At 47.2% G+C, this 22,380-nt stretch carries 23 protein-coding genes and 1 riboswitch; of the genes, 11 read left to right on the top strand and 12 right to left on the bottom strand.

Going from position 1 to position 22,380, the window contains the following annotated elements; genetic code table 11:
• Positions 1-60: 60 nt before the first annotated feature.
• The gene (gene pta / locus ACP26N_RS01305) at positions 61-1,047 is read right to left on the bottom strand and encodes a phosphate acetyltransferase (protein ID WP_114597171.1); all 987 of its coding nucleotides are present in this window, start codon (positions 1,045-1,047) and stop codon (positions 61-63) included.
• A 344-nt stretch (positions 1,048-1,391) separates the two neighbouring features.
• On the opposite strand from pta, the gene hemQ reads away from it, so the two are divergent.
• Both hemQ and ACP26N_RS01295 read left to right on the top strand, forming a co-directional pair.
• Entirely contained in the window at positions 1,392-2,168 is a 777-nt protein-coding gene (gene hemQ / locus ACP26N_RS01300; protein ID WP_131503248.1) for a hydrogen peroxide-dependent heme synthase, read from the top strand.
• 93 nt (positions 2,169-2,261) lie between these two features.
• A complete protein-coding gene (locus tag ACP26N_RS01295; protein WP_012369127.1) occupies positions 2,262-2,411 on the top strand; it encodes a hypothetical protein in 150 nt (49 codons plus the stop codon).
• A 153-nt stretch (positions 2,412-2,564) separates the two neighbouring features.
• Here the strand turns inward: ACP26N_RS01295 and ACP26N_RS01290 are convergent, their stop codons facing one another.
• Entirely contained in the window at positions 2,565-2,933 is a 369-nt protein-coding gene (locus tag ACP26N_RS01290) for a DUF423 domain-containing protein (RefSeq protein WP_012369126.1), read from the bottom strand.
• On the bottom strand, positions 2,930-3,541 hold the full coding sequence (locus ACP26N_RS01285) for a trimeric intracellular cation channel family protein (RefSeq protein ID WP_012369125.1): 612 nt from the start codon (positions 3,539-3,541) through the stop codon (positions 2,930-2,932). The genes ACP26N_RS01290 and ACP26N_RS01285 overlap by 4 nt, the downstream gene beginning before the upstream one ends.
• Before the next feature lie 165 nt (positions 3,542-3,706).
• On the opposite strand from ACP26N_RS01285, the gene ACP26N_RS01280 reads away from it, so the two are divergent.
• The 4 genes from ACP26N_RS01280 (at position 3,707) to ACP26N_RS01265 (ending at position 8,135) form a co-directional block, all read left to right on the top strand.
• Positions 3,707-5,335 carry an AarF/UbiB family protein gene (locus ACP26N_RS01280; RefSeq protein ID WP_131503247.1) on the top strand — a complete coding sequence of 543 codons (1,629 nt, stop codon included), beginning with the start codon at positions 3,707-3,709 and terminating at the stop codon, positions 5,333-5,335.
• A gap of 136 nt (positions 5,336-5,471) precedes the next feature.
• Positions 5,472-6,323, top strand: coding sequence for a GRP family sugar transporter (locus tag ACP26N_RS01275; protein WP_188005401.1), 852 nt, complete (start codon positions 5,472-5,474; stop codon positions 6,321-6,323).
• Between the two features lie 18 nt (positions 6,324-6,341).
• Positions 6,342-7,127 carry an SDR family oxidoreductase gene (locus ACP26N_RS01270; protein WP_131503245.1) on the top strand — a complete coding sequence of 262 codons (786 nt, stop codon included), beginning with the start codon at positions 6,342-6,344 and terminating at the stop codon, positions 7,125-7,127.
• A 36-nt stretch (positions 7,128-7,163) separates the two neighbouring features.
• Positions 7,164-8,135, top strand: coding sequence for a cation diffusion facilitator family transporter (locus ACP26N_RS01265; RefSeq protein WP_131503244.1), 972 nt, complete (start codon positions 7,164-7,166; stop codon positions 8,133-8,135).
• A gap of 48 nt (positions 8,136-8,183) precedes the next feature.
• Here the strand turns inward: ACP26N_RS01265 and ACP26N_RS01260 are convergent, their stop codons facing one another.
• The 3 genes from ACP26N_RS01260 to ACP26N_RS01250 all read right to left on the bottom strand — a co-directional run bounded on the left by ACP26N_RS01260 (position 8,184) and on the right by ACP26N_RS01250 (position 10,021).
• On the bottom strand, positions 8,184-8,921 hold the full coding sequence (locus ACP26N_RS01260; RefSeq protein ID WP_426354505.1) for a thermonuclease family protein: 738 nt from the start codon (positions 8,919-8,921) through the stop codon (positions 8,184-8,186).
• 122 nt (positions 8,922-9,043) lie between these two features.
• On the bottom strand, positions 9,044-9,694 hold the full coding sequence (locus ACP26N_RS01255) for an SDR family NAD(P)-dependent oxidoreductase (RefSeq protein ID WP_426354503.1): 651 nt from the start codon (positions 9,692-9,694) through the stop codon (positions 9,044-9,046).
• A 57-nt stretch (positions 9,695-9,751) separates the two neighbouring features.
• A complete protein-coding gene (locus ACP26N_RS01250; RefSeq protein ID WP_131973421.1) occupies positions 9,752-10,021 on the bottom strand; it encodes a DUF5327 family protein in 270 nt (89 codons plus the stop codon).
• 55 nt (positions 10,022-10,076) lie between these two features.
• On the opposite strand from ACP26N_RS01250, the gene ACP26N_RS01245 reads away from it, so the two are divergent.
• Entirely contained in the window at positions 10,077-11,045 is a 969-nt protein-coding gene (locus ACP26N_RS01245; protein WP_426354500.1) for a Gfo/Idh/MocA family oxidoreductase, read from the top strand.
• A 34-nt stretch (positions 11,046-11,079) separates the two neighbouring features.
• Positions 11,080-12,738: a glycerol-3-phosphate dehydrogenase/oxidase gene (locus ACP26N_RS01240; protein ID WP_131503239.1), complete on the top strand. Its 1,659-nt coding sequence runs from the start codon at positions 11,080-11,082 to the stop codon at positions 12,736-12,738.
• A gap of 59 nt (positions 12,739-12,797) precedes the next feature.
• On the opposite strand, the gene ACP26N_RS01235 is transcribed toward ACP26N_RS01240, so the two are convergent.
• The 5 genes from ACP26N_RS01235 to ACP26N_RS01215 all read right to left on the bottom strand — a co-directional run bounded on the left by ACP26N_RS01235 (position 12,798) and on the right by ACP26N_RS01215 (position 18,627).
• Positions 12,798-14,231 (bottom strand): amino acid permease, encoded by a 1,434-nt coding sequence (locus ACP26N_RS01235; RefSeq protein ID WP_131503238.1) that lies wholly within the window; start codon positions 14,229-14,231, stop codon positions 12,798-12,800.
• A 232-nt stretch (positions 14,232-14,463) separates the two neighbouring features.
• Positions 14,464-15,753 carry a DUF2252 domain-containing protein gene (locus ACP26N_RS01230; RefSeq protein ID WP_131503237.1) on the bottom strand — a complete coding sequence of 430 codons (1,290 nt, stop codon included), beginning with the start codon at positions 15,751-15,753 and terminating at the stop codon, positions 14,464-14,466.
• Between the two features lie 67 nt (positions 15,754-15,820).
• Entirely contained in the window at positions 15,821-16,768 is a 948-nt protein-coding gene (msrA, locus tag ACP26N_RS01225) for a peptide-methionine (S)-S-oxide reductase MsrA (protein WP_131503236.1), read from the bottom strand.
• A 69-nt stretch (positions 16,769-16,837) separates the two neighbouring features.
• Positions 16,838-17,020, bottom strand: a complete 183-nt coding sequence (locus tag ACP26N_RS01220) for a hypothetical protein (RefSeq protein ID WP_131503235.1) — start codon at positions 17,018-17,020, stop codon at positions 16,838-16,840.
• A 128-nt stretch (positions 17,021-17,148) separates the two neighbouring features.
• Complete coding sequence (locus ACP26N_RS01215) at positions 17,149-18,627, bottom strand: amino acid permease (RefSeq protein WP_426354498.1); 1,479 nt, start codon at positions 18,625-18,627, stop codon at positions 17,149-17,151.
• Positions 18,628-18,761: 134 nt separating this feature from the next.
• Positions 18,762-18,946: riboswitch (Lysine riboswitch) on the bottom strand.
• A 174-nt stretch (positions 18,947-19,120) separates the two neighbouring features.
• On the opposite strand from ACP26N_RS01215, the gene ACP26N_RS01210 reads away from it, so the two are divergent.
• Both ACP26N_RS01210 and ACP26N_RS01205 read left to right on the top strand, forming a co-directional pair.
• Entirely contained in the window at positions 19,121-19,570 is a 450-nt protein-coding gene (locus ACP26N_RS01210) for a MarR family winged helix-turn-helix transcriptional regulator (protein WP_131973423.1), read from the top strand.
• Positions 19,571-19,759: 189 nt separating this feature from the next.
• The gene (locus ACP26N_RS01205) at positions 19,760-20,851 is read left to right on the top strand and encodes a GGDEF domain-containing protein (protein WP_255508411.1); all 1,092 of its coding nucleotides are present in this window, start codon (positions 19,760-19,762) and stop codon (positions 20,849-20,851) included.
• Between the two features lie 41 nt (positions 20,852-20,892).
• On the opposite strand, the gene ACP26N_RS01200 is transcribed toward ACP26N_RS01205, so the two are convergent.
• Positions 20,893-21,522: a TetR/AcrR family transcriptional regulator gene (locus tag ACP26N_RS01200; protein WP_426354495.1), complete on the bottom strand. Its 630-nt coding sequence runs from the start codon at positions 21,520-21,522 to the stop codon at positions 20,893-20,895.
• Positions 21,523-21,717: 195 nt separating this feature from the next.
• Here ACP26N_RS01200 and ACP26N_RS01195 point away from each other — a divergent pair, with 195 nt between their 5' ends.
• Positions 21,718-22,374 (top strand): HlyD family secretion protein, encoded by a 657-nt coding sequence (locus ACP26N_RS01195; RefSeq protein ID WP_131503230.1) that lies wholly within the window; start codon positions 21,718-21,720, stop codon positions 22,372-22,374.
• Positions 22,375-22,380: the final 6 nt, after the last annotated feature.

Below are 22,380 nucleotides of genomic sequence, written 5' to 3'. Positions count from 1 at the left end.
GCGTGATGTGTTCCATTTTACGGAGTTCACTGAAAAAGTAAAGTCTTTTTCGAAAATGGATTACGCTTGGCGTTCTTCAACCGCTTGCGCTGCCGTGATGATCGCCAATTTGTAGACGTCTTCTTCGTTACATCCGCGTGACAGATCGTTGACCGGTTTGTTGAGTCCTTGCAGGATCGGTCCGATTGCTTCAAAACCACCAAGACGTTGTGCGATTTTGTAGCCGATGTTTCCAGACTCAAGGCTTGGGAAGATGAAGACGTTCGCTTGACCGGCAACGTCTGATTCTGGTGCTTTTGATTTCGCGACACTCGGGACGAACGCTGCATCAAATTGTAATTCTCCGTCGATTGCGAGTTCCGGTGCACGTTCTTTTGCAAGACGTGTTGCTTCGACGACACGCTCTGTTTCCGGTGATTTTGCAGAACCTTTTGTCGAGAAGCTGAGCAACGCAACTTTCGGCTCGATGCCGAATGTTTTTGCCGTTTTCGCAGAAGCAATCGCGTTTTCCGCTAAATCGTTTGCGTCCGGTGCGATGTTGATTGCACAGTCGGCGAATACGTACTGCTCATCGTCACGGACCATGATGAAGACACCTGATGTCTTTTTATAGCCTTCCTGCATTTTGATGATTTGCAGCGCCGGACGAACCGTGTCACCTGTTGCGTGCATCGCACCCGAAACAAGACCTTCTGCTTTTCCTGTGTGAACGAGCATCGTTCCGAACGTGTTGACGTCTTTCAGGATAAGCGCACGTGCCTGCTCTTCCGTCGCTTTTCCTTTACGGCGCTCAACGAATGACGCGACGAGTTCTTCGATTCCTTCATATGAAGCAGGATCAATCGTTTCGAGATCTGCAACGTCGATGTTGTTCGCTGCTGCCGTCTCTTCGATTTGACCGCGTGGTCCGATGACGATCGGTGTGACTAAACCGTCTTTTTTCAAACGTACAGCTGCACCAAGAACACGGGCATCGATTCCTTCAGGGAAAACAATCGTTGGTTGATGGGCTTTGACTTTTGTCTCAAGCATTTCGAATAATTGCATGATATTAGCTCCTTTTGTGGCGAATAAGTGTCGGTTTCTGTTGTTATTCCATTCCATTGTTCATTATACACAGTTCTGTTTCGTTGTTAAAACAATTTGCAAAAAAGTGTGTTTTTCATTCTGACGCCTGACTTTTCGAATACTATTACAGTATCTTTTTTAATATAGTACAGAAAAAAAGAGAGACTGTTTCTCACACCCTTTTACTTCATACCCTGCTTTCTGTTTTTCTATGTCGGTGACGCCTGAAGATCGAACCCGTTTTCTTACGGGAAAAACAAAAAGATATGGTAAGATTGAACATGGATTAACACGTTACTACTACAGATTCAGGAGGTTTTCTCATGCAACATCAATCATCCGAACCAACCGTTACACAACAAGCCGCCGAAACACTCGACGGCTGGTATACATTTCATGATTTCCGCCGGATTGACTGGGCCCGTCTAAAGCAGGTCGACGCTTCTGTCCGGATGAAGATGGTACAGGAGTTTCAGGCATTCCTAGGCGAACTCGCACAAGTCGAAGAACAAAAAGAAGGCAGTCACGCCCTCTATACGATCATCGGTCAAAAAGCGGATCTCGTTCTGATGGTCCTTCGTCCGACAATGGAAGACATTCAAGACGTCGAAGTGAAGATGCAAAAACTTGATTTATATGACTACCTGATTCCGACGTATTCGTACGTCTCTGTTGTCGAACTCGGCACATACCGCGGATCCGGAGAAGGTAACCCGTACGAAAATCCATACGTCCGCGACCGTCTCTATCCAATCCTGCCAAAATCGAAGCATATCTGTTTCTATCCGATGAGCAAGTCACGCCGCGACGGGGACAACTGGTATACGCTTTCGATGGAGAAACGAAAAGAACTGATGTACCGCCACGGGATGATCGGTCGGAGCTACGCCGGGAAGATCCAGCAAATCATCGGCGGATCAACCGGATTCGACGACTGGGAATGGGGCGTCACGCTGTTCGCAAACGATATTCTGCAGTTCAAGAAAATCGTCTACGAAATGCGTTTTGACGAAGTCAGTGCCAAATACGGTGAGTTCGGTGAGTTCTTTATCGGTAACCGCCTCGAAACAGCGGATATCGAAGCACATTTCGCACTTTAATCTGCTAAATCACGTTTCATAGGAAAACCCTGCGGGAATATACTCTTTGCGGCCACAAAAACTGTCAGATTTGTACCTGAAGGAGGAATTACCATGGGGAATGCTATGAACCGATCAACACGATCGCGTGAATTGCAATTCGCTGTGCTTTCAAAAGAGCTAAAGCCAGTCGCAGAACGCGTACTGGACCGCTATGAGCAAGCATTATCGAAGCTAAACAAAACACAACCTGCCAAGCGCTAAAGCATTTGCTTTTGTCGCTCTATCGTACCGGTGAACAGACAATTACTGTCTGTTCACCGGTTTTTTGTAGACATTCACATATCAAAAAAAGACCTATTCGCTTCATACGTTTCTCTGTGTGAGTCACGTGAAGCGAGTAGATCCTTATTGTCTTTACAATCCTTTATACGCCCCGATGGCAACGAAAATCCATGCTGCGATGAACAGGACTCCGCCGATCGGCGTCACAGCACCGAGTTTCGTCACACCTGTCAGCGCCATCACATACAGGCTTCCTGAGAAGAAAACGATTCCGGCAAGCATCAACCAACCGGCTAATGAGAACTGGGAAATTGATACTTTCAATAACATCCCGCCAAGTGCGAGGATTCCAAGCGAGTGAACCATTTGATATAACACACCCGTCTGCCAGTTCGCGAGCATCCGCTCCGATAACATATCTTTTAAGGCATGGGCACCGAACGCACCAAGTGCTACGGCGAGCATCATCGATAATGCTCCAATCATGATGAAAATCTTCATTCTTTGTCTCCCCCTAAACGTCGTGCTGGTAAATTCCATTCATAATAATAGGATAGCATACGTAAAATCGTAATCAGTCCGAGTAATGTGAACAAATGGAGTGGATTCGTCAGTTCGAACCGATCGATGACGAGTGCTGCCATGACGGCCCACATCGCATAGATTTCTTTATGCAGGACAAGCGGTTTACGTCCGGCGAGTAAATCGCGGATGACACCACCACCGACACCTGTCAAAACTGCTGCGGAGATGGTTGCCGATAACGGCAGACCTTTCGCAGAAGCCATCAAAGCTCCTTGAATCGCAAAGGCGGATAAACCGAGGGCATCAGCAAGCACGCCCCATCGCGTCCAGTGCGGTAAAAATAATTGCGGCAAAATGAAAATCAACAAAGCGACTAAAATCGCGATTAAAAACAATCCGCCTTGCGACCAGAGCGCAGAAACCGGGACACCAATCAACAGGTTACGGATGGCACCACCACCGAAGGCCGTGATTAAAGCGAGCAGCCAAACACCAAACAAATCATACTTTTCTTCCATCGCGACAATCGCGCCACTCATCGCAAACGCAACCGTTCCAATGATATTTAATAAGTCCCAGGACATACGCACATTTCACCTTTCCCATTAGAAATTCCAATACTTACTATACGCTCTTTTTTGATTCCGGCAAGCTTATTTTTTCTGTCACCGATTCAACCGTTTGTAAGTGACGTTTTTAGGTAAAGTAACCTATACTGAAACAAACTGTACAGGAAGCTAGGTGAAGGCATGAAACGTTGGGCGCTTTATCGGATTTTCATCATCGTAACGATGTTCGCTCGTTACATTTGGACGATTTATCGATTCACCCGGAAGAACCGACCCGGTACGAATAATGAAGAATTTGAGCGCATCATGATTACGATTGCGCGTGACTATAAGAAAAAAGCCCTTCGTCTCGAAGGACTCCTCATTAAGCTGGGGCAGTTCCTGTCGATTCGGGCCGACCTGTTTCCCCCGTCCGTCTTGATGGAGCTGACGGAACTCGTCGACAAAGTTCCATCCAGTAAACTCGGCGAATCCCGGAAAATCATCGAAGAAGACTGGGGAACGACGATCGAAGACATCGTCGATAACATCTCCCCCCGGCCGATTGCCTCTGCTTCAATCGGTGAAGTCTACAGCGCAACTCTTAAATCAAACGGCCGGAAAGTAGCGATCAAAGTTCAACGGCCGAACATTGATCAAATCATCAAAACCGATTTCCGGGCGATGCGGCTCGTCATTGCGATGCTCCGCCGGACGTCACTCAATAAATCAACCGATTTACAAAGTCTGTACCGTCAGATGGTGTTCGTCATCGGAGATGAGCTGAACTACCGGACTGAGCTGAAAAACGGTTTGTACTTCAAGAAAATGTACGAAACGAATCCTGTCATCTATATTCCCGATTATTTTGAAGAACACTGTACCAACCGCGTTCTTGTCATGGAATGGATCGAAGGCACACGCATCACGGATCTTGATTACTTAGCGGAACATAACATCGACCGCGATGAACTGGCCCAGAACCTGTTCCTGAATGCCGGAGAACAGTTATTGTTCGGAGGTAAATTCCATGCCGATCCCCATCCGGGTAATGTCCTTGTCCAAAGTGACGGTCGGATCGTCTTACTCGATTTCGGGATGATCGGTGCGACGACAGCCGACGATATGCGGGCCATTCAACGTATTCTCCAGTCCTTCGTGACGCTCGATTACGATGCCATTGTCGACGGACTCGAAGACTTACGCTTTTTATTACCAAACGCCAACAAACAAAACATCCGTCAAGCGATCGAAAAAGCCGTTACCTTCTATCTTGAGAGTGACATGGAGAACGTTGATACGAAGTTGATTGAAAAAGTATTATCCGATATTGAATTACTGGTCCGAAACGAACCAATCCAACTTCCGGCAGAATTCGCCTTTTTCGGTCGTGCGGCCTCGACGATTCTCGGTATCTTACAAATCTTATCACCGAAAATCAATTTACTCGATCTTGCTAAGCCGATGGTCCGGAGATGGCTCGACGAAGAAGGGAAAAACCAAAACCGTTACTTGCAAATCGCCGCTTCCTACGGCGCACGATTACTTGCCTTCCCTCGTCTCGTCAACGATGCCTTAAGTGAACCGACAAGATGGCGTCTGTTTGAACAACAGAAGTTTTCCCGTGTCGCTAACATGGAGTCGTTGAAAATCCGTCAGTGGACCAGTTCTCTTGTCGGAATCGTCAGCCTGCCGGTCAGCTACACCGGCTATTTTCTCGCCCACTACGATTTGATGGGAATTTCACTGACCATTGCCATCATTGCTTTATGGAACGGTCGACGCATCGGACGACAAATCGTCCGGATTGCTGATGAACCGTTTAAATAATCACCAAAACGTCCTTGTAAGAGGACGTTTTTTTATTTTAAAATAATGTTTCTTCATTCTTCTATGTTTTTCAGATCTGTTCCCGGGGTACATCTTCAAGTAGATAGAAAGAAATTTAGAAGAGGTGAAACACTTGATTGATATCTTAATCGCGCTCGTACCTGCCTTGATGTGGGGGACACTTCCATTAGTCGTCTCTAAAATCGGCGGTTCGACGGAACAACAAATTATCGGAACAACACTTGGGGCGTTAGCGTTTGCCATCATTACGTTCTTTTTCGTCAGTCCTGAACTTTCGACGACTGCCTGGGTGGCTGGATTCTTCTCCGGTGCTTTTTGGGCACTTGGTCAAATGAATCAGTTTGCTGCCTTTAAACAGATGGGTGTCTCAAAAACGATGCCGATTTCAACCGGGATGCAACTCGTCGGGACGTCATTGTTCGGTGTCCTCGCTTTTGGCGAATGGTCAAACCGAACCGCCTTGATCCTCGGTATCAGTGCACTCGTTTTGATCGTTGCCGGTGCCGCTTTCACTTCTTATAAAGAAGATAAAAGCAAACAGGATGAACATATCGGAAAAGGTTTACTGTTACTCCTGATCTCAACTGTCGGTTACGTCGGCTATGTCGTCATCGCCCGTTGGTTCAACATCAACGGTTGGGAAGCGGTCTTGCCGCAGGCCATCGGTATGGTCATCAGTGCCATCCTTTTATCTTTAAGAAAAGGAAACTTGTTTACGAAAAAAACAGCCGGTAATACAATTGGTGGTCTCATGTGGGCAGTCGGTAACATCGCCCTGTTGTTTGCAACTGCCAAGGTCGGTGTCGCCACCAGCTTTTCACTGTCACAAACCGGTGTCGTCATCTCGACAATCGGTGGTGTCGTCCTGCTAAAAGAAGCAAAAACAAAAAAAGAAATGACCTTCGTCGTTATCGGCTGTATCTTAGTCGTCGTCGGTGGGATCATGATTGGATTTACGAAGCAATAATAAGGAGGAATTCATGTTATGTATAACAGTCTAAAAGGTAAAGTCGCTATCGTCACAGGTGGATCAATGGGAATCGGTGAAGCCATCATTCGCCGTTATGCGGAAGAAGGCATGCGTGTCGTCATCAACTACCGGAGTCATCCGGAAGAAGCCAAGAAAATTGCCGATGACATCATCCAAGCCGGCGGTGAAGCCATCACCGTTCAAGGGGATGTATCAAAAGAGGAGGACATGATCAACCTCGTCAAAGAAACGGTCGATCACTTCGGACAGCTCGATGTTTTCGTCAACAATGCCGGTGTTGAAATGCCGTCACCCTCGCATGAAATGTCACTTGAAGACTGGCAAAAAGTCATCGATGTCAATTTAACCGGTGCCTTCCTCGGTGCCCGCGAAGCACTCAAATACTTTGTTGAGCATAACGTCAAAGGAAACATCATCAATATGTCGAGCGTCCACGAAATCATTCCATGGCCGACGTTCGTCCATTATGCAGCAAGTAAAGGTGGCGTCAAACTGATGACTCAGACGCTTGCAATGGAATATGCACCAAAAGGTATCCGCATCAATGCAATCGGACCGGGTGCAATCAATACCCCCATCAATGCCGAGAAATTCGAGGATCCGAAACAACGTGCTGACGTCGAAAGCATGATTCCGATGGGTAATATCGGGAAGCCGGAAGAAATTTCTGCAGTCGCAGCATGGCTTGCTTCGGACGAAGCGAGTTATGTAACGGGGATTACTCTGTTTGCTGACGGCGGTATGACACTTTATCCATCATTCCAAGCTGGACGCGGGTAATTCCCGCGTTTCCGCTCTTTAAAGGGAGGAACCCTCATGTCGAATTTTTTTACTCTGCTCAGGCGCGGAAATAAATCCGCTCTCGCTGCTGCAATCGTCAATACCATTATCGCCATTATAAAATTCGTTGCTTACATCTTGACGGGTAATATCGCCATGTTTGCAGAAATGATGCATACCATCGGTGACGCAGCCAATCAGTTTTTTGTTTATATCGGATCAGCATTAAGTAAAAAAGCACCGACCAAACGGTTCCCGAACGGATTCGGTCGACTCGTCAACCTTGTTTTACTTGCCGCCATTCTTGTTGTCGCCATTCTTGCCTACGAAACGATTCGTGAAGGTATCCTGCACATCCTGCATGCACCGGGTGAGAAAACAAGCGGTCTTTGGATCATCCTGACTGCGCTTGGAATCGGTGTCGTACTTGAAATCGGTGTCTTTTACAAAGCAATGATTGAGATTGCCCATGAGACCGGATTAAAATCCCGTGGCCTGACGCTGGTCGGTCAAAGTTTTGCTAACTTATCGCAGGCAAAACCGGCGACACGGCTTGTCTTCATGGAAGATTTGGTCGCAACGCTCGGTGGTGTCATCGCCATTATCGCTGTCTTGATTTCACATTATACGTCGTTTTATCAGGCAGAAGGAATCGCTTCGATATTGATCGGTTTAATGATGTTCTATGTCGTCTATAATGTCTTCATTCAAAATGCTGCCGGTGCGCTCGGTGAGATTGATGAAGTCTTAACCGCAAAAATCGGGGAAATCCTGATGCGTGATCCGGACGTACGTGATATCGAAAAACTTGAAGTCATCAAAGAAGGAGATCACTTCCACGTCGAAATTGAGATTGAAGTGGATCCTGAACTGACGATTGCTCAAGCAGACGATATTAAAGACCGCCTTGAATTGCAGATTCGGATTCTAAAAGGGATCACGGATGTTACAATTTCTTTTGATGAAGATGATAAGATTCAACACTATCAGCCACCGACACAGCCCTAACACAAAATAAGCAGGAACGTCCTTTTGTGGATGTTCCTGCTTTTTTAGTCAATTCGCCGCCCGGACGAATCCGGCCTCTTTTGCTTCCTGTTCACTGCAAAACATCTCTTCCGGGTTCACCTCATCATATGAACGTCCCCCTTGGATGTGGTAGATTTTTTTCCCTTGGCGGTTAATGTTGCCTTTGATGTCGGCACAGTCCGCTGACTCTTCCGATGTCCCATTCATGACCGAGGTATCAAATCCCCGATCAGTGGCATACCCTTTTGTCTGCCAGATGCCTGCCTGTTGCCCTTTTGTTTCCTGTTCAATTTCTTGAAAAGTCTCGACATACCGGGTATCCGGCTCATAGATATACGCGACCCGGGCCAAGCCTTTTCGCAACAGTTCCTGATTGATCATCTTGCCGTCTGACCAGACATAAGCGAGCAATCGCCCATAGCGGTCTGTCTTTGACTGATCCCGTTCAAGCAGGATGTCGCTCCCTACCGGTAATGCCTCTTTCGTAAAACGGGAGGCTTCCGGACCATACGGCTGAACCGGCTTTTCCGGATTTACGGTTTCCGGTGTATCGACCAATAAAAAACGGACATCTTCCGTTTGACCGTTTTGTAGCCGGACTTTCACCGTATCCCCGTCGATGACACGCTCGACGGTGGCTTCCGTCACTTTTGTTTCATCCGGTTGCTTGATGCCAATCTGTTCATCTGTCTCTGAATCCAGCGCACATCCGGTCAAACTGATGATGCTGACGATGAGAAGCAGTTGGGTGAACCATCGTTTCATATTCTCGTCCCCCTCGTTCATTCGATTCAAAAAAGCGTCGACATCAGCGTCGACGCTTGCCCATTCCCATCTTGCCTGAAGTTCATTTCATCCTATGCCGTTCTGCCGAGGCTGACGGCTGATCAGTCTGCTTCGAGCACTTTTTCGACATCGGTGCGATTCGTGTACAGCGTATAGAAGGCTTCGGCAACGTTTTTCGGATCAAGTGCCGTTCCACGTTTGACTTCTCCGGCAATCGTCACGGTCCCGACGTAGACATTGTCGTCTTTTAGCGTGTCGTGCAACATATGCGTCAGTTGACGGACACCGGCCTTCCCAATCGATAAACCCGGTAAGGATTTAATCGCATTCAGTGCTGCTCCGCCGCCGGTAATCAAGATGGCTCCGTCTTTTCGTGCCACCATATCCGGTGCAACGACTTGCGCGGCATACAACGCTCCAAGGACATCAATTTCAAATTCTTTTGTAATCTGTTCAGCCGATACCTCGAGTACGGACGCTTGATGCAGGATTGAGGCATTATAGACAAGGACATCAATTTGTCCGTATTGGTCTTTTGTCCATTCGACGAGTGATTCGAGATCTGTGCGGCGTGAGGCATCACATTCAACCCCAACGGCTTCGATGCCTTGTTCTTTCAGTTCTGTGATGACGGCTGCCAATGTTTCCTGTGTCCGTGCGGCACAAACGACTTGAAAGCCTTCTTTACCGAACCGCTTGCTGATTTCGGCTCCGTTTCCTGGGCCGGCGCCAATGACGATGACTGTTTTCATGATCTGTTCCCCCTTATTTTTTCCTTTTACCCTATTCCCACAATTGATTTGATTTACTCAAAAATCGAGTAAGGAAGGTCCTTTTTCTTCTTTTTCCTGGGCAACTCCCATAAAACGGGCCAACATCGGATCGACTTCCGGCTTTTGCTGTTCGGTTGCCGGAGTCATGACCGGGCGGATCGTCTGTTCTGTCGCCGGTTGTTCGAGCAGCAACTCACAATAGGCTTTCATGGCCGCAACGTATTCGATTTGCAACGAACTGTTCGATTGCTCAATTTTTGACATCATCTGTCGCATTTTTTCAATGACTTGTTGTTCTGTAATCATCTTGCTCACCTCATATGATAGATTGAATGTATTAACCGAAAAGGAAGTGTCCTCCATGATTCGTACTGCTTTAATTGGTTTTGGACTTGCCGGCGAACACCTGCATGCCCCGTATCTTACACCACCTGATTATCAACTTGTTGCAGTTCAGTCCAGTCGTCCGGAAGCAGTCGCCGCCCGTTATCCGGATGTGCCGGTGTATTCTTCGCTTGAAGCGTTGTTAGCTGCTGAAACGATTGAACTGGTCGTCATCGCGACACCGAATGCTGAACATTATCCCCTCGCCAAGACAGCGTTACTTGCCGGCTGTCATGTCCTTGTCGAGAAGCCGTTTACCGTCACCTTGACGGAAGCCGAACAGCTGACGGATCTTGCGCGTCAGCAAAATCGATTACTGACAGTTTACCATAACCGCCGTTATACAAAAGACTTCCAAACGTTGCTCGGACTGGTGCAAGCCGACGAACTGGGCGTCGTTCAGACCTTCGAAGCCCACTATGACCGCTATCGTCCGACCGTCCGGGCACGCTGGCGGGAACAGGACGTCCCGGGTGCCGGTCTGCTTTATGATTTAGGCTCTCATTTAATTGATCAAGCCCTGATATTATTTGGCGAACGACCGGATCGTGTCTTTTGTGATCAGACGATTCAGCGGCCGGATGGTCCGGTCGAAGACTATACGCACCTGATTCTGGCTTTCGGAACACGACGCGCTGTTTTGCATATCGGCTCACTTGTTCCGGCTCCCGGTCCTTCGCTTGCCGTCCACGGGACGAAAGCGAGTTATTTCGTCGACAGTGTGGATACGAAACGCTCGACGTACACATGGGGAAGACCTGAACAGCCTCTCGAGGAACGTCCTTTCGTCGCTTCTGGTTTTGCCGACTACTATCATGATTTAGCGCAGGCCTTACGTTATGAGGCCCCTCTTGCCGTCACGACGGAACAAGCTCTGCTCGTCATGAAAATTATTGATTGTGCTCAAAAAAGTGTAAAAGAGGGTACATGGATAGAAGTAGAATAAAATAATCCACTTCAGACGAACAGGGGGAAAATGCATGTTTTCAAGTACGGAACGAACCGCATGGTTAGAAGAGATGGGACAGGAATTGCTCGATGTATTGGTCATTGGTGGCGGCATTACAGGTGCAGGGATTTTACTCGATGCTCAAAGCCGGGGTATGCGGACCGGATTGATTGAGATGCAGGATTTCGCAGAAGGCACATCAAGCCGCTCGACGAAACTTGTTCACGGAGGCTTACGTTATTTAAAGCAATTTGAAATCAAGTTAGTCGCAGAAGTCGGGAAAGAACGGGCGATTGTTTATGAAAATGCACCGCACGTCACGACACCTGAGTGGATGATGTTACCGCTTGTCGAAGGTGGGACATTCGGCAATTTTTCGACGTCGATCGGTCTGCGGGTTTACGATCAACTGGCAGGCGTCCGACGCCATGAACGACGGACGATGTTATCTAAAGAAGAAACGCTTCGCTACGAACCGCTTTTACGATCGGAACACCTTGTCGGAGGCGGACGTTATGTCGAATACAAAACGGATGACGCCCGCTTGACGGTCGAAGTATTAAAAGCGGCGGTCGGATACGGTGGACGTGCCGTCAACTATACGAAGGCTGAGTCACTGGTCTACCACAACGGAAAAGTCGTCGGTGTTGAAGTACAGGACGTCTTAACCGGCAAGACTTATACGATTCGTGCGAAAAAAATCATCAATGCGACCGGTCCGTGGGTTGATGAATTACGCGAAAAGGACGGCTCGAAATCAGGGAAGTCGCTTCATCTGACGAAAGGCATTCATCTCGTCATCGACCAAGCTCACTTCCCGTTGCAACAAGCCGTCTACTTTGATGTGGCGGACGGACGGATGATTTTCGCGATTCCGCGCGAAGGAAAAACGTATGTTGGCACGACGGACACGAATTATCAGGGTGACATTCTCGAACCTGGTGTGACAGAAGAAGACCGGGACTATATCTTGGATGCGACAAATCAGATGTTCAACGTTGATTTGCACCCTGACCACGTCGAATCGACATGGTCCGGCTTACGTCCGTTGATTCACGAAGACGGCAAAGATCCGAGTGAACTGTCGCGTAAAGATGAAATCTTCGTCTCGAAATCCGGCTTGATGTCGATTGCCGGCGGAAAATTGACGGGGTACCGGAAGATGGCAGAACGAATCATCGATATGGTCGCCGATCAGTTCAAGGAGGAGGAGAACCGGATTTATCTCGCGTCCCGGACACACGATATTTTACTCGGCGGCGGTCATCCTGACGGCAGTAAAGGATTTGCCCGTTACTTGAAAGAACAGCAACCTAAAGGTGAAGCCCTCGGATTGTCTCCGAAGGAAGCGACATGGCTGATTCAACGTTACGGAACGGATGTCGAACGTGTCTTTGAATTAATTCGCTCGCGCGGCAGTGAAGCGGAGCGTTATCAGCTTCCCCTTCACTGGTTCGGAGGACTGTTATACGGAATGGAAGCAGAACTCGTCATGCAACCGGGTGATTTCTTGAATCGACGCGCCTCTGCCGTCTTCTTCGATTTCCCGAATGCAGAAAAATATGCCGACGGTGTTCTCGCTTTAATGCGAAGCGAACTTGGATGGTCGGCAGAAGAAGAAGCTAAAGCCAATGCCAGCATCCAACGTGAGTTCGATGCGGTTCGGATCAAGACCTCTCTGCCTTCTTAATTCACTATACTTCTGACTTACAACAAAAAAATGCGACCCCTTCACGGGATCGCATTTTTTTATTTTTCGTCTGCAGCTGCGATTTCAGTAGCCGGCATGTTTCCTGGTTCCAGATTCGAGTTCTTCCGGGCAAAGGCGAAGTACAGGACAAGTCCAATCGCCAGCCAGATGAAGAAAGCAATCCATGTTTCGAGTTTCAAGTTGAACATTAAGAAGAGACAAGAAGCGATCGCTGCGATCGGCACATAAGGCATTCCCGGGCATTTGAATGCACGAGGAAGATCCGGTTGTGTTTTACGAAGGATCAAGACCGCAACAGAGATTAAGACGAATGCTGCGAGTGTCCCCATGTTAACGAGGTTTGCGATGACATCGAGTGGAACGAGTCCTGCGACTGTCGCACTACCAAGACCAATCATCCATGTTGCTTTGAACGGTGTTTTGTATTTTGGATGTACTTCCGAGAATACTTTCGGGAACATTCCGTCACGTGAGATGGCGAACGCTAAACGTACCATTCCGTATGTCATGACGAGGATAACGGTTGTGATCCCGAGGATGGCACCTAAATCGATGAAACCGGCGACCCAGTTTTGTCCTGCCATTTGAATGGCGAGTGAAACCGGGTGATCGACGCCCGCAAATTTTTGGTACGGGACGATTCCTGTCATGATAGCCGCTACGATGACGTAAAGGACTGTACAGACCGCAAGAGAACCGATGATACCACGTGGTAAGTTCTTTTGTGGCTCACGTACTTCTTCTGCTGCCGATGTGACGGCATCAAAACCGATGTAAGCAAAGAAGACGATGGCTGCTCCAGAGAAGACGCCGCCCCATCCGAAAGGTGTAAATGGTGCCCAGTTCGTTGGTTCAACATAGCCGACACCGACGACGATGAACAAGACAACAACTGCCAGTTTAATGACAACCATGATGTTGTTGACACGTTTTGTTTCTTTAATCCCCATCGATAACAGGGCTGTAATTGCAAGTAAAATCAGGAAAGCCGGTAAGTTGAAGAACGTTTTTGCGCCTTCTACCGCGCCGGGAGCTGCTGAGAGTGCTGTCGGGATATGAATGCCAAATCCACCGAGTAAGGACTGGAAGTAACCTGACCAACCTGCCGCAACGGCACTCGAGGCGAGTCCATATTCCAGAATTAAGTTCCAACCGATGATCCAGGCAAAGATTTCTCCCATCGTTGCATACGTGTACGTATAAACGGAACCACTGACCGGAATCGTCGAAGCGAATTCCGCATAAGCGAGTGCCGCTAACCCACAGGCAATGGCAGATAAAATGAATGAGACGATAAGACCAGGTCCTGCTGTCAATGCTCCTGTTCCGGTTAGGACGAAAATTCCCGTACCAATGATGGCGCCAATTCCTAAAAACGTTAAATCCATTGCGCCAAGATTTCGAGCAAGTCCATTGTTACGCTGACTCGCAGCAATCATAGCGGAAACATCTTTTTTCCGCGTCAAACTCATGATGATACTCCCCCTGTTGTGTGTTTAGTTCGAATTACAAAAAATGTTTTGCAATTACTTAATCCAAAATTTACGAAGTTTTCAGATAAATTGATATAGGTCATTAGACCCATTTGTAAATTGTGTTTCGCTTACATGTTTTTAAATGCATGAAAAAATCCCTTCTCAGCCCAGTATGAACTGGTATTCAGAAGGAATCTTTGTCTAAAAAAAAGCTCTTCGAAAATAGTGTTTAACGAGTAGCTAACCAACTTAAAAACACTTGGAAATCAAGCGTTGTCCGTGCTGCATAGGCACTCGACCACCGTTGAATTTGACGGGTGAATTCTGTATCCGATACCCCAATCGATTCGATGATGACGACGTCCGCATGATGGTTTAAGACATCAATCTCAATTCCTGCATCCATGTCGGCCCGTGCATGGATTTTGGCGGTAATTTGACCTTGAATCGAAAGGACGTTTTCGAGGTCATCCTGGCTTTTAATGTGTTTTGCTTTCAACTTTTTTTTGTATGGAGAGCGTTCCCTTACATAATATTCTTTCTCTTGCATCGTCACATAACCGAGATACGGATCCTCATGTGCCTGCATGGCCTTTTGTGACGTGATAATCCGGCGACCTTGGTGAACCGTCTCAACCTCCTGCAAATACACCGGGACAAACAAGGACGGCACAGAAGACTGGGCTTGCTTCATCTCAAGAATCAAGTCTTCATGCTCTCCCCCTTTTCCTTCGACCAAAATATAATACCGCTCAAGACCGATCGAAGCCGTTCCGCTGTCGAGTTTATAGACGATATCCTTAATGTCATAGAATCCGTCCTCTTGCCGATCTTCAGGATCAATCGTTGCGATATATTCCGGCCAAACGGCTTCAATTGCTGCATAAGTCGAGGCATCCAGCCGCTTCATATCCGGTAAATCAGTGAACTGACGTTGTCCATCGACGACAGTCGTCCGTTCTCCCAGTAATTCCGCCTTCTTTTTCTCTGCTTTTTTAATCAGTTTACGGATCGGACCTTTCGTGTTGTCGATCGTAAAGCAGACCTTGCTTGGATTTTTCCCTTTGGCATATTGGCGTAAGTCATCTAAGTAATGTTGAATGTAGGCTGCAATGGCCGGCTCTGCATCATACCCCGCTTCTTCCGCAAACAATTGGACGGAGACCGCCATCCGAATCAAATCGTACAGATAAGAACCGAGATACCCTTCGTCAAAGTCATTGACGTCATAAATGATTTCACCCTTGGCATTACCATGAACCCCGAAGTTTTCAAAATGGAGATCACCTTGAATCCAGGTCGGTGTCTCAGGGGGCGTATCAAATCCGAGCGGAATCCGTGTCACATCATAATAAAACAAATGTGAACTGCCGCGGAAAAAGAGAAACGGGCTGGTACTCATCTTTTGATACTTCGTTTGCCGTGCTGCTTCATCCAGTCCACGGACTTCATGATCGTAAAAATCCAGTACTTTCGCGATGGTCAGCTGTCGAATTTCTTCATAGACTTGTGTAAACATACAAAACCCTCCTTTTTCTAGAAAAAAGACAGCAAAACGAATCCGCTTTGCTGCCTGCCTGTTGACTTCATTCGAAGTGTTTTTTATATTCCCCATATCCTGCCGAATCAAGCTCTTCTACCGGAATAAACCGGAGTGCTGCCGAATTGATGCAGTAGCGGAGACCACCAAGCTCGGTCGGACCGTCATCAAAGATGTGACCAAGATGACTGTCTGCATTCGCGGAACGGACTTCTGTCCGTGTCATGCCGTGTGTCGTATCGAGTTCCACTTCCATCTTGTCCTCGGAAATCGGTTTGGCGAAGCTCGGCCATCCGCAGTTCGAGTTAAACTTATCTTTTGACGTAAAGAGCGGTGTCCCGTCGACGATATCAACATAAAGTCCCGGTCGTTCCTCATCCCAATATTCATTACGGAAAGCCGGTTCCGTCCCGTTTTCCTGCGTAACTTTATACTGAATCGGCGTCAGACGTTGTTTCAGTTCCTGTTCTTTTCCCTGATCCTTCCAGGCTTCCTTCACGAACTTGGCACGTCCCGATCCGACACTGTACATCTGATAACGGAACGGATTTTTTTTGTAATAATCCTGATGGTATTCTTCTGCCGGCCAAAACGGGTTTGCCGGACGGATGTCGACTGCTACAGGACGTGAAAAACGTCCAGAGGCGTCCAGCGCCGCTTTCGAACGTTCTGCGGCTTGCTTTTGTTCTTCATCGACATAAAAAATTGCCGGTTCGTACGATTGACCACGGTCATTGAACTGTCCGCCGCCGTCCGTCGGATCGATTTGCCGCCAAAAAATTTCAAGTAACTCATCGTATGAAATGACAGACGGATCATACGTCACTTCCACCGCTTCTAAATGTCCTGTCGTTTCAGAACAGACCTCTTTATAAGTCGGGTTTTCTGTATGACCACCTGTATAACCGGAAATGACTTGTTCGACGCCATCATATTTATGAAATGGCTTGACCATGCACCAAAAACAGCCACCTGCGAATATTGCTTTTGCCATCTAGCTTCCCCTCCTCTGTATAGGTCTATTTTAACGCGTTCCGCGCCACTACCCTACTATCTTGCTCAGTCACTCTTCAGGATTCGCTTTTAGACGGCGCATGACAAAATAAATCGCCGCAAATACTAAAATCAATCCACCGAGTGAATACCATATGTTATTCATACGGTACAGCATCTGATAGATGGCTAACGTCACAAGCAAAATCGCAATCGGGATGAATGCCCGTTTAAAGTGATACCAATAGTTCACTGAGGTCGCCTCCATTTTTCTTTTATCTTATACGATTTTTTACTGTTTGATATGCTTTTCTAGATTATTTCTTTTTCAACATCCATCAAAAAAAGCCGACTCCGTTTGAAACGGAATCGACTTTTACCTTACGAACGCGGATGTTTCGGGAATTCCATTTCTGAATAAGGAACGACCGATGTCCGGTTTTTAAATTTATGACCTAACCAGAAAGCAAGGAATAACGGAATACCGACATATGTCGCGGCGATTCCAACCCAATCAATTTGATCCGCGAGGAATGCGGCATAGTTTTGACCGACGATGACAAGGAAACAAAGTCCGAAGGCAAAGAGCGGTCCAAACGGGAAAGCAGGTGCAACGTACGGCAAGTCACTGAGTGAATGACCTTGCGCAAGGAATCCTTTACGGAAACGGTAATGGCTGATCGCGATACCGAGCCATGCGATGAAACCGGTCATCCCGGAAGCATTCAACAACCAGAGGTAGACCTGTCCGCCAAACATCGATGTCAGGAAGCAAAGTGCGCCGATTGCCCCAGTTGCGAGCAAGGCATTACGGGGAACACCGTTTTTCGAGACTTGTGCGAACATTTTCGGCGCGTCACCTTGGCGTGCCAATGTGTACAGCATCCGTGTCGATGCGTACATCCCGGAGTTCCCGGCTGATAAAACAGACGTCAGGATGACGGCGTTCATCAATGCTGCCGAGAACGCGAGACCGGCTTTTTCAAAAACAAGTGTGAACGGACTGACTGCTACATCGGTAATATCGTTTGAAACCAGGTTCGGACTTGTATACGGAATCAACATGCCGATGACAAAAATCGCAAATACATAAAAGAGAAGAATCCGCCAAAAGACTTGTTTAACAGCTTTCGGGACGTTTTTTTCCGGATCTTCGGATTCGCCTGCCGCGATTCCGACAAGTTCGGTTCCCTGGAAGCTGAAACCGGCGACCAAGATGATACCGATAACGGCTGGAATGCCTCCGACGAACGGTGCATCACCTAATGCAAAGTTTTTAAAGCCGACCGGCGCTTCTGATGTGAAGACACCAAAAATCATCGCGACTCCGACAATCAAGAAGATGATGACTGTGACGACCTTGATCATCGCGAACCAGTATTCGGCTTCACCGAATCCTTTAACGGAGAAGTAATTTAAACCAATCATCAGTAACAAGAAGATGGCACTGAAATAAAAACCTGGAACATCCGGGAACCAGTATGTCATGACGATTTGGGCCGCAACGAGTTCAACGGCAATCGTGACTGCCCAGTTGTACCAGTAGTTCCAACCGAGTGCAAAACCAAACGATGGATCAACGAACTTCGCACCGTAGGTCGAGAAGGAACCGGCGACCGGCATGTAAGCGGCCATCTCACCAAGGCTCGTCATTAAAAAGTACACCATCAATCCGACGATCGCATACGATAACAGGGCACCGCCCGGACCGGCAGCTGCAACGGACGCACCGGAGGCAATGAATAAACCGGTTCCGATGGCTCCGCCAATCGCAATCATCGACATGTGACGGGCTTGCAGACCGCGTTTTAATCCTTCTTCAGTTGAATCGAGTTTTCTTTGGGGTTGTAAAGTATTCATCTTATTCGCTTCTCTCTTTTTTAAATTTTTGAGAGGACACTTTTTGAATCGAAAAAAAACAAAAAGCGCCCTCACCTTCCAGAAGGAAGATGAGAACGCAACATAGTAAAAAGGATGCGCCCCATTCTACCGTCGTGAAAGATAGCTCCCCACAAGTCAGATCTGACCTGTGACAGTATTAGACCTGTTCGATCTAATCCCAATCGATCATCTTCAAAGCGATGATTGATTTCGGCAATTCTTCCTTTTCAGTCACCTCATCTGCCGCTTGACGACATCTGTGACTGTACTTATAAGAACTGCAACCTCCATCCCACTGGTTGAGTGAGAACTAATTAAGTTAGTTATAATTTCGTTATTACTTCGTCATTTTACACAAAACGTCTTCAAATTGTCAATTCTTTTTTTGAAATTCCCGCTATCCGTGGTAAAATTCCGTAATTTTTAGTACACTAAATTATAGAAGTTAACCGAGAGAAAGGATGTTGCTTGAATGCCACAAGAACGTGATCAACTGACCTATCGATTAGAGGAACAAATGCGGGTCATTCTCCGGACATTACGCCGCGAACTCAACCGACTGTTTGAAGGAACCGCGACGCGGAGTGAATTTTTCATTTTGCGCAGCCTGTCCGAAAATGGTCCCCAACGTCCGACTCTACTCGCAGAACAGTTTGAGCTTGCGACAAGTCAGGTAACGGCTTTGACTGATCGTCTGTATAAAGCCGGATTCGTCACGCGGACGCGTTCGACGGACGACAGAAGATCGATTGTTTTAGCATTGACGGCCGAAGGTGAAGCCGCTTTCCACGAACTTGAAATCGTCCGCCGGAAATATCTCCAAGACCGTTTTGGTACACTCACCGAAGAAGAGCTTCATGCGATGGTCCAGGTCTTCGATAAGATCCTTTTAACGATGGATGAAGAGGCTGTTTCTTCCTAAAAATTGTTTTAAAAAAATATTTATTTTTTTCGCTGACAAAGTTCACTTGACTGTGTACTTTGTCTTTTTTTTCGACTTGCCATGTTTCCCTAAACATTTTTCCATTTCTTGCCGTTATTAAAATGGGTATACTAGAACTATCTTATTGGAAATGCGTTTACGAGGAGCTGGGAGGATTTGTTGTCCATCATGAATAATTTCATCATCAATTTTTGTCTACTGTTTACAACGATCACTCTTTTGTTTCTACCTTTTCGAAATCACCCGCGGATTACACCGAACACGAATCTGAACATCCGACTCGTGTTAGGCTTCATCGCCGGATTGATTTCTGTACTCTTGATGTTCAACAGCATCCAGATCGATGTCGCCCGGATTGATTTACGAATTGTCCCCATCGTCATTGCCATGATGTTCGGCGGCTTACCTAGTGCACTCGTCACCGGCACCATGATTATCGCAACACGTTTTGCCCTGACGCCTGTCGAACAAATCGATGCTGCCATCCTGTCAACAATCGTCATCGCACTGTTCATCCTGACGATTGCCATCGTCCGGCGCTACATCCGGATGACCTTCTGGAACTTCGAACTGATGATCGGGATCGGTATTCTCTATTCGTTGCCGGCTATCTATCTATTGACGAGCAGTTGGACGACCTTCATCGAAATATCACTGGCTTACATATTTTTTAACCTGATTGCCGGTTTTGTGACCTATCACCTGTTGACAGAGTTGCGACGCCACTTTGAAAACATCCAGTATCAACAAAAGCTCGCCATGACGGATGCCTTGACGGGCCTCGCTAACCGGCGCCGGCTGGATGATTCCTTGTCCCTTGTCGGTTCAGCAGAAGACGGGTATTCGCTTGTCTTGATTGATATTGATTTCTTTAAGCACGTCAACGATACGTACGGTCATGATGCCGGAGACGATGTTTTACGGCAACTCGGTACGACATTAGCATCACTGGCACGGCCGGATGATTTAGTCGGGCGTTACGGGGGCGAAGAATTTTTAATCATTCTCCCGAATACATCACTCGTCGATGCGAAAAACATTGCTGAGCTTGCCCGGACGACGGTCGCACGAAATCTGTTCCCGACGACGGCGGTCCCTGACTTACAGATTACGATTTCGCTGGGTATTGCACATTCCAGCAGCTCGCATACGTCTCTTGAGGCTTTACAGCAGGCGGATAAGGCATTGTATCATTCGAAAGACAGCGGACGGAATCGGAGTACGAATTACACCAAAAAACTGGAACTCGAACAAGCCTGATCACTGCCCTTTCCCGTCACTCGGTGAAAGGGCAGTCTTTTTTAGGTATTCTTTTCTACTGTTCCAGCCGATTGTTCCGGAAAACCGATACTTTTGACTGTTCCGAAAACAATCATCCGGCTGAGCTGGTCCGCCATATAGGCCCCTGAATAAGGACGACCGTTTCGTAACCAGGAAATCAATAGTCCGAGCTGTCCACCGATCACGTAGTTCAATAATAAATCACGATCAACCAATTGGGTTTCATTGACGGCATGTGCTTCAAACACACGTTGATAGTTTTCTTTTAACGTATCCAAAAAGCGCGAAATGAACGTTTTTACCGGACCATTCAACAACATCGTCCGGTAAAATTGTTCATGTTGCTCAATATGGATGAAAAGCCGTTCGAAATAGCGGCTGACCCGTTCGAGCGATGGATAGTCCGGTGATGTGATTCCTTGAATCCGGATCGCTTCCACAAGAAGCCGCATATGATCGTCTACAATCTGATTCATCAAATCATATTTATCTGTAAAGTGTGCATAGAACGTCGATCGATTGACAGCCGCCCCATCCGTCAACATCTTGACTGTGATCGTTGAAAAAGGATGATGGTCAAGCAAACGAAACAATTCTTTTGTAATACGGTCACGTGACCGCTTTGGTCGTGGATCTTGCCCTGGATTCATCTACTGGAACCACCTTTTTTTGATATTGTATCCGTTCTCATCGACTTTTCCAACACTTTGTCGGAAATTGTCGGTTGTATGTTGATTCCTTCTCCATATAATTAACTATATTAACTACTCCTCCCCCAGAGGAGTAGTTTTTATGTTACGACTGGGGAACTCAGAGTACACGAAAGAAAGGATGCATTTCATATCATGAACATGAAAAAAGTATTATTGATTAACATTTTGACACTGGTTGTTTTAATCGGTGGAGGCGCGATCGGCTATTACTACTACGATCAGGCGACAAGTTATGTGAAAACAGACAATGCCAAGATCGACGGAAAAATGATTACAATCGCAAGTCCCGGTGCCGGTAAACTGACGGACTGGACAGCAAAAACAGGTCAAACGCTCGACAGTGACACAACGTTAGGTCACGTCATGATGGCACAAGCTGGTCAAAAACCGGTCAGCACGGCTGTCTCTATGCCAACTAAAGCAACGGTCGTTCAGTCGATGGCGACAGAAAACGGCGTCGTTGGTGCAGGAACACCACTTGCTTATGGTTTTAACTTAAATGAGCTTTGGGTAACAGCAAACGTCGAAGAAACAGAGATCGATGAAGTTAAAGTCGGACAAACCGTCGATGTTTACGTGGACAGCTATCCAGACACGACGTTATCCGGTGAAGTCGAACAAATCGGTATGACGACGGCTGGAACATTTTCGATGATGCCGTCTTCAAACGGAACGGCCAACTATACAAAAGTTGCGCAAGTCATTCCTGTAAAAGTTTCGCTTTCACAAGAAAAATCACTCGACATTCGACCTGGTATGAATGTGACCGTCCGCATTCATAAGGATTAAGGAGGG

It is taken from the genome of Exiguobacterium sp. R-39 (genome assembly GCF_049942815.1).
Taxonomy (GTDB): Bacteria; Bacillota; Bacilli; order Exiguobacteriales; family Exiguobacteriaceae; genus Exiguobacterium_A.
The sequence above is the reverse complement of the archived record's forward strand: the minus strand, read 5'-3'. Positions and strand labels throughout refer to the sequence as shown.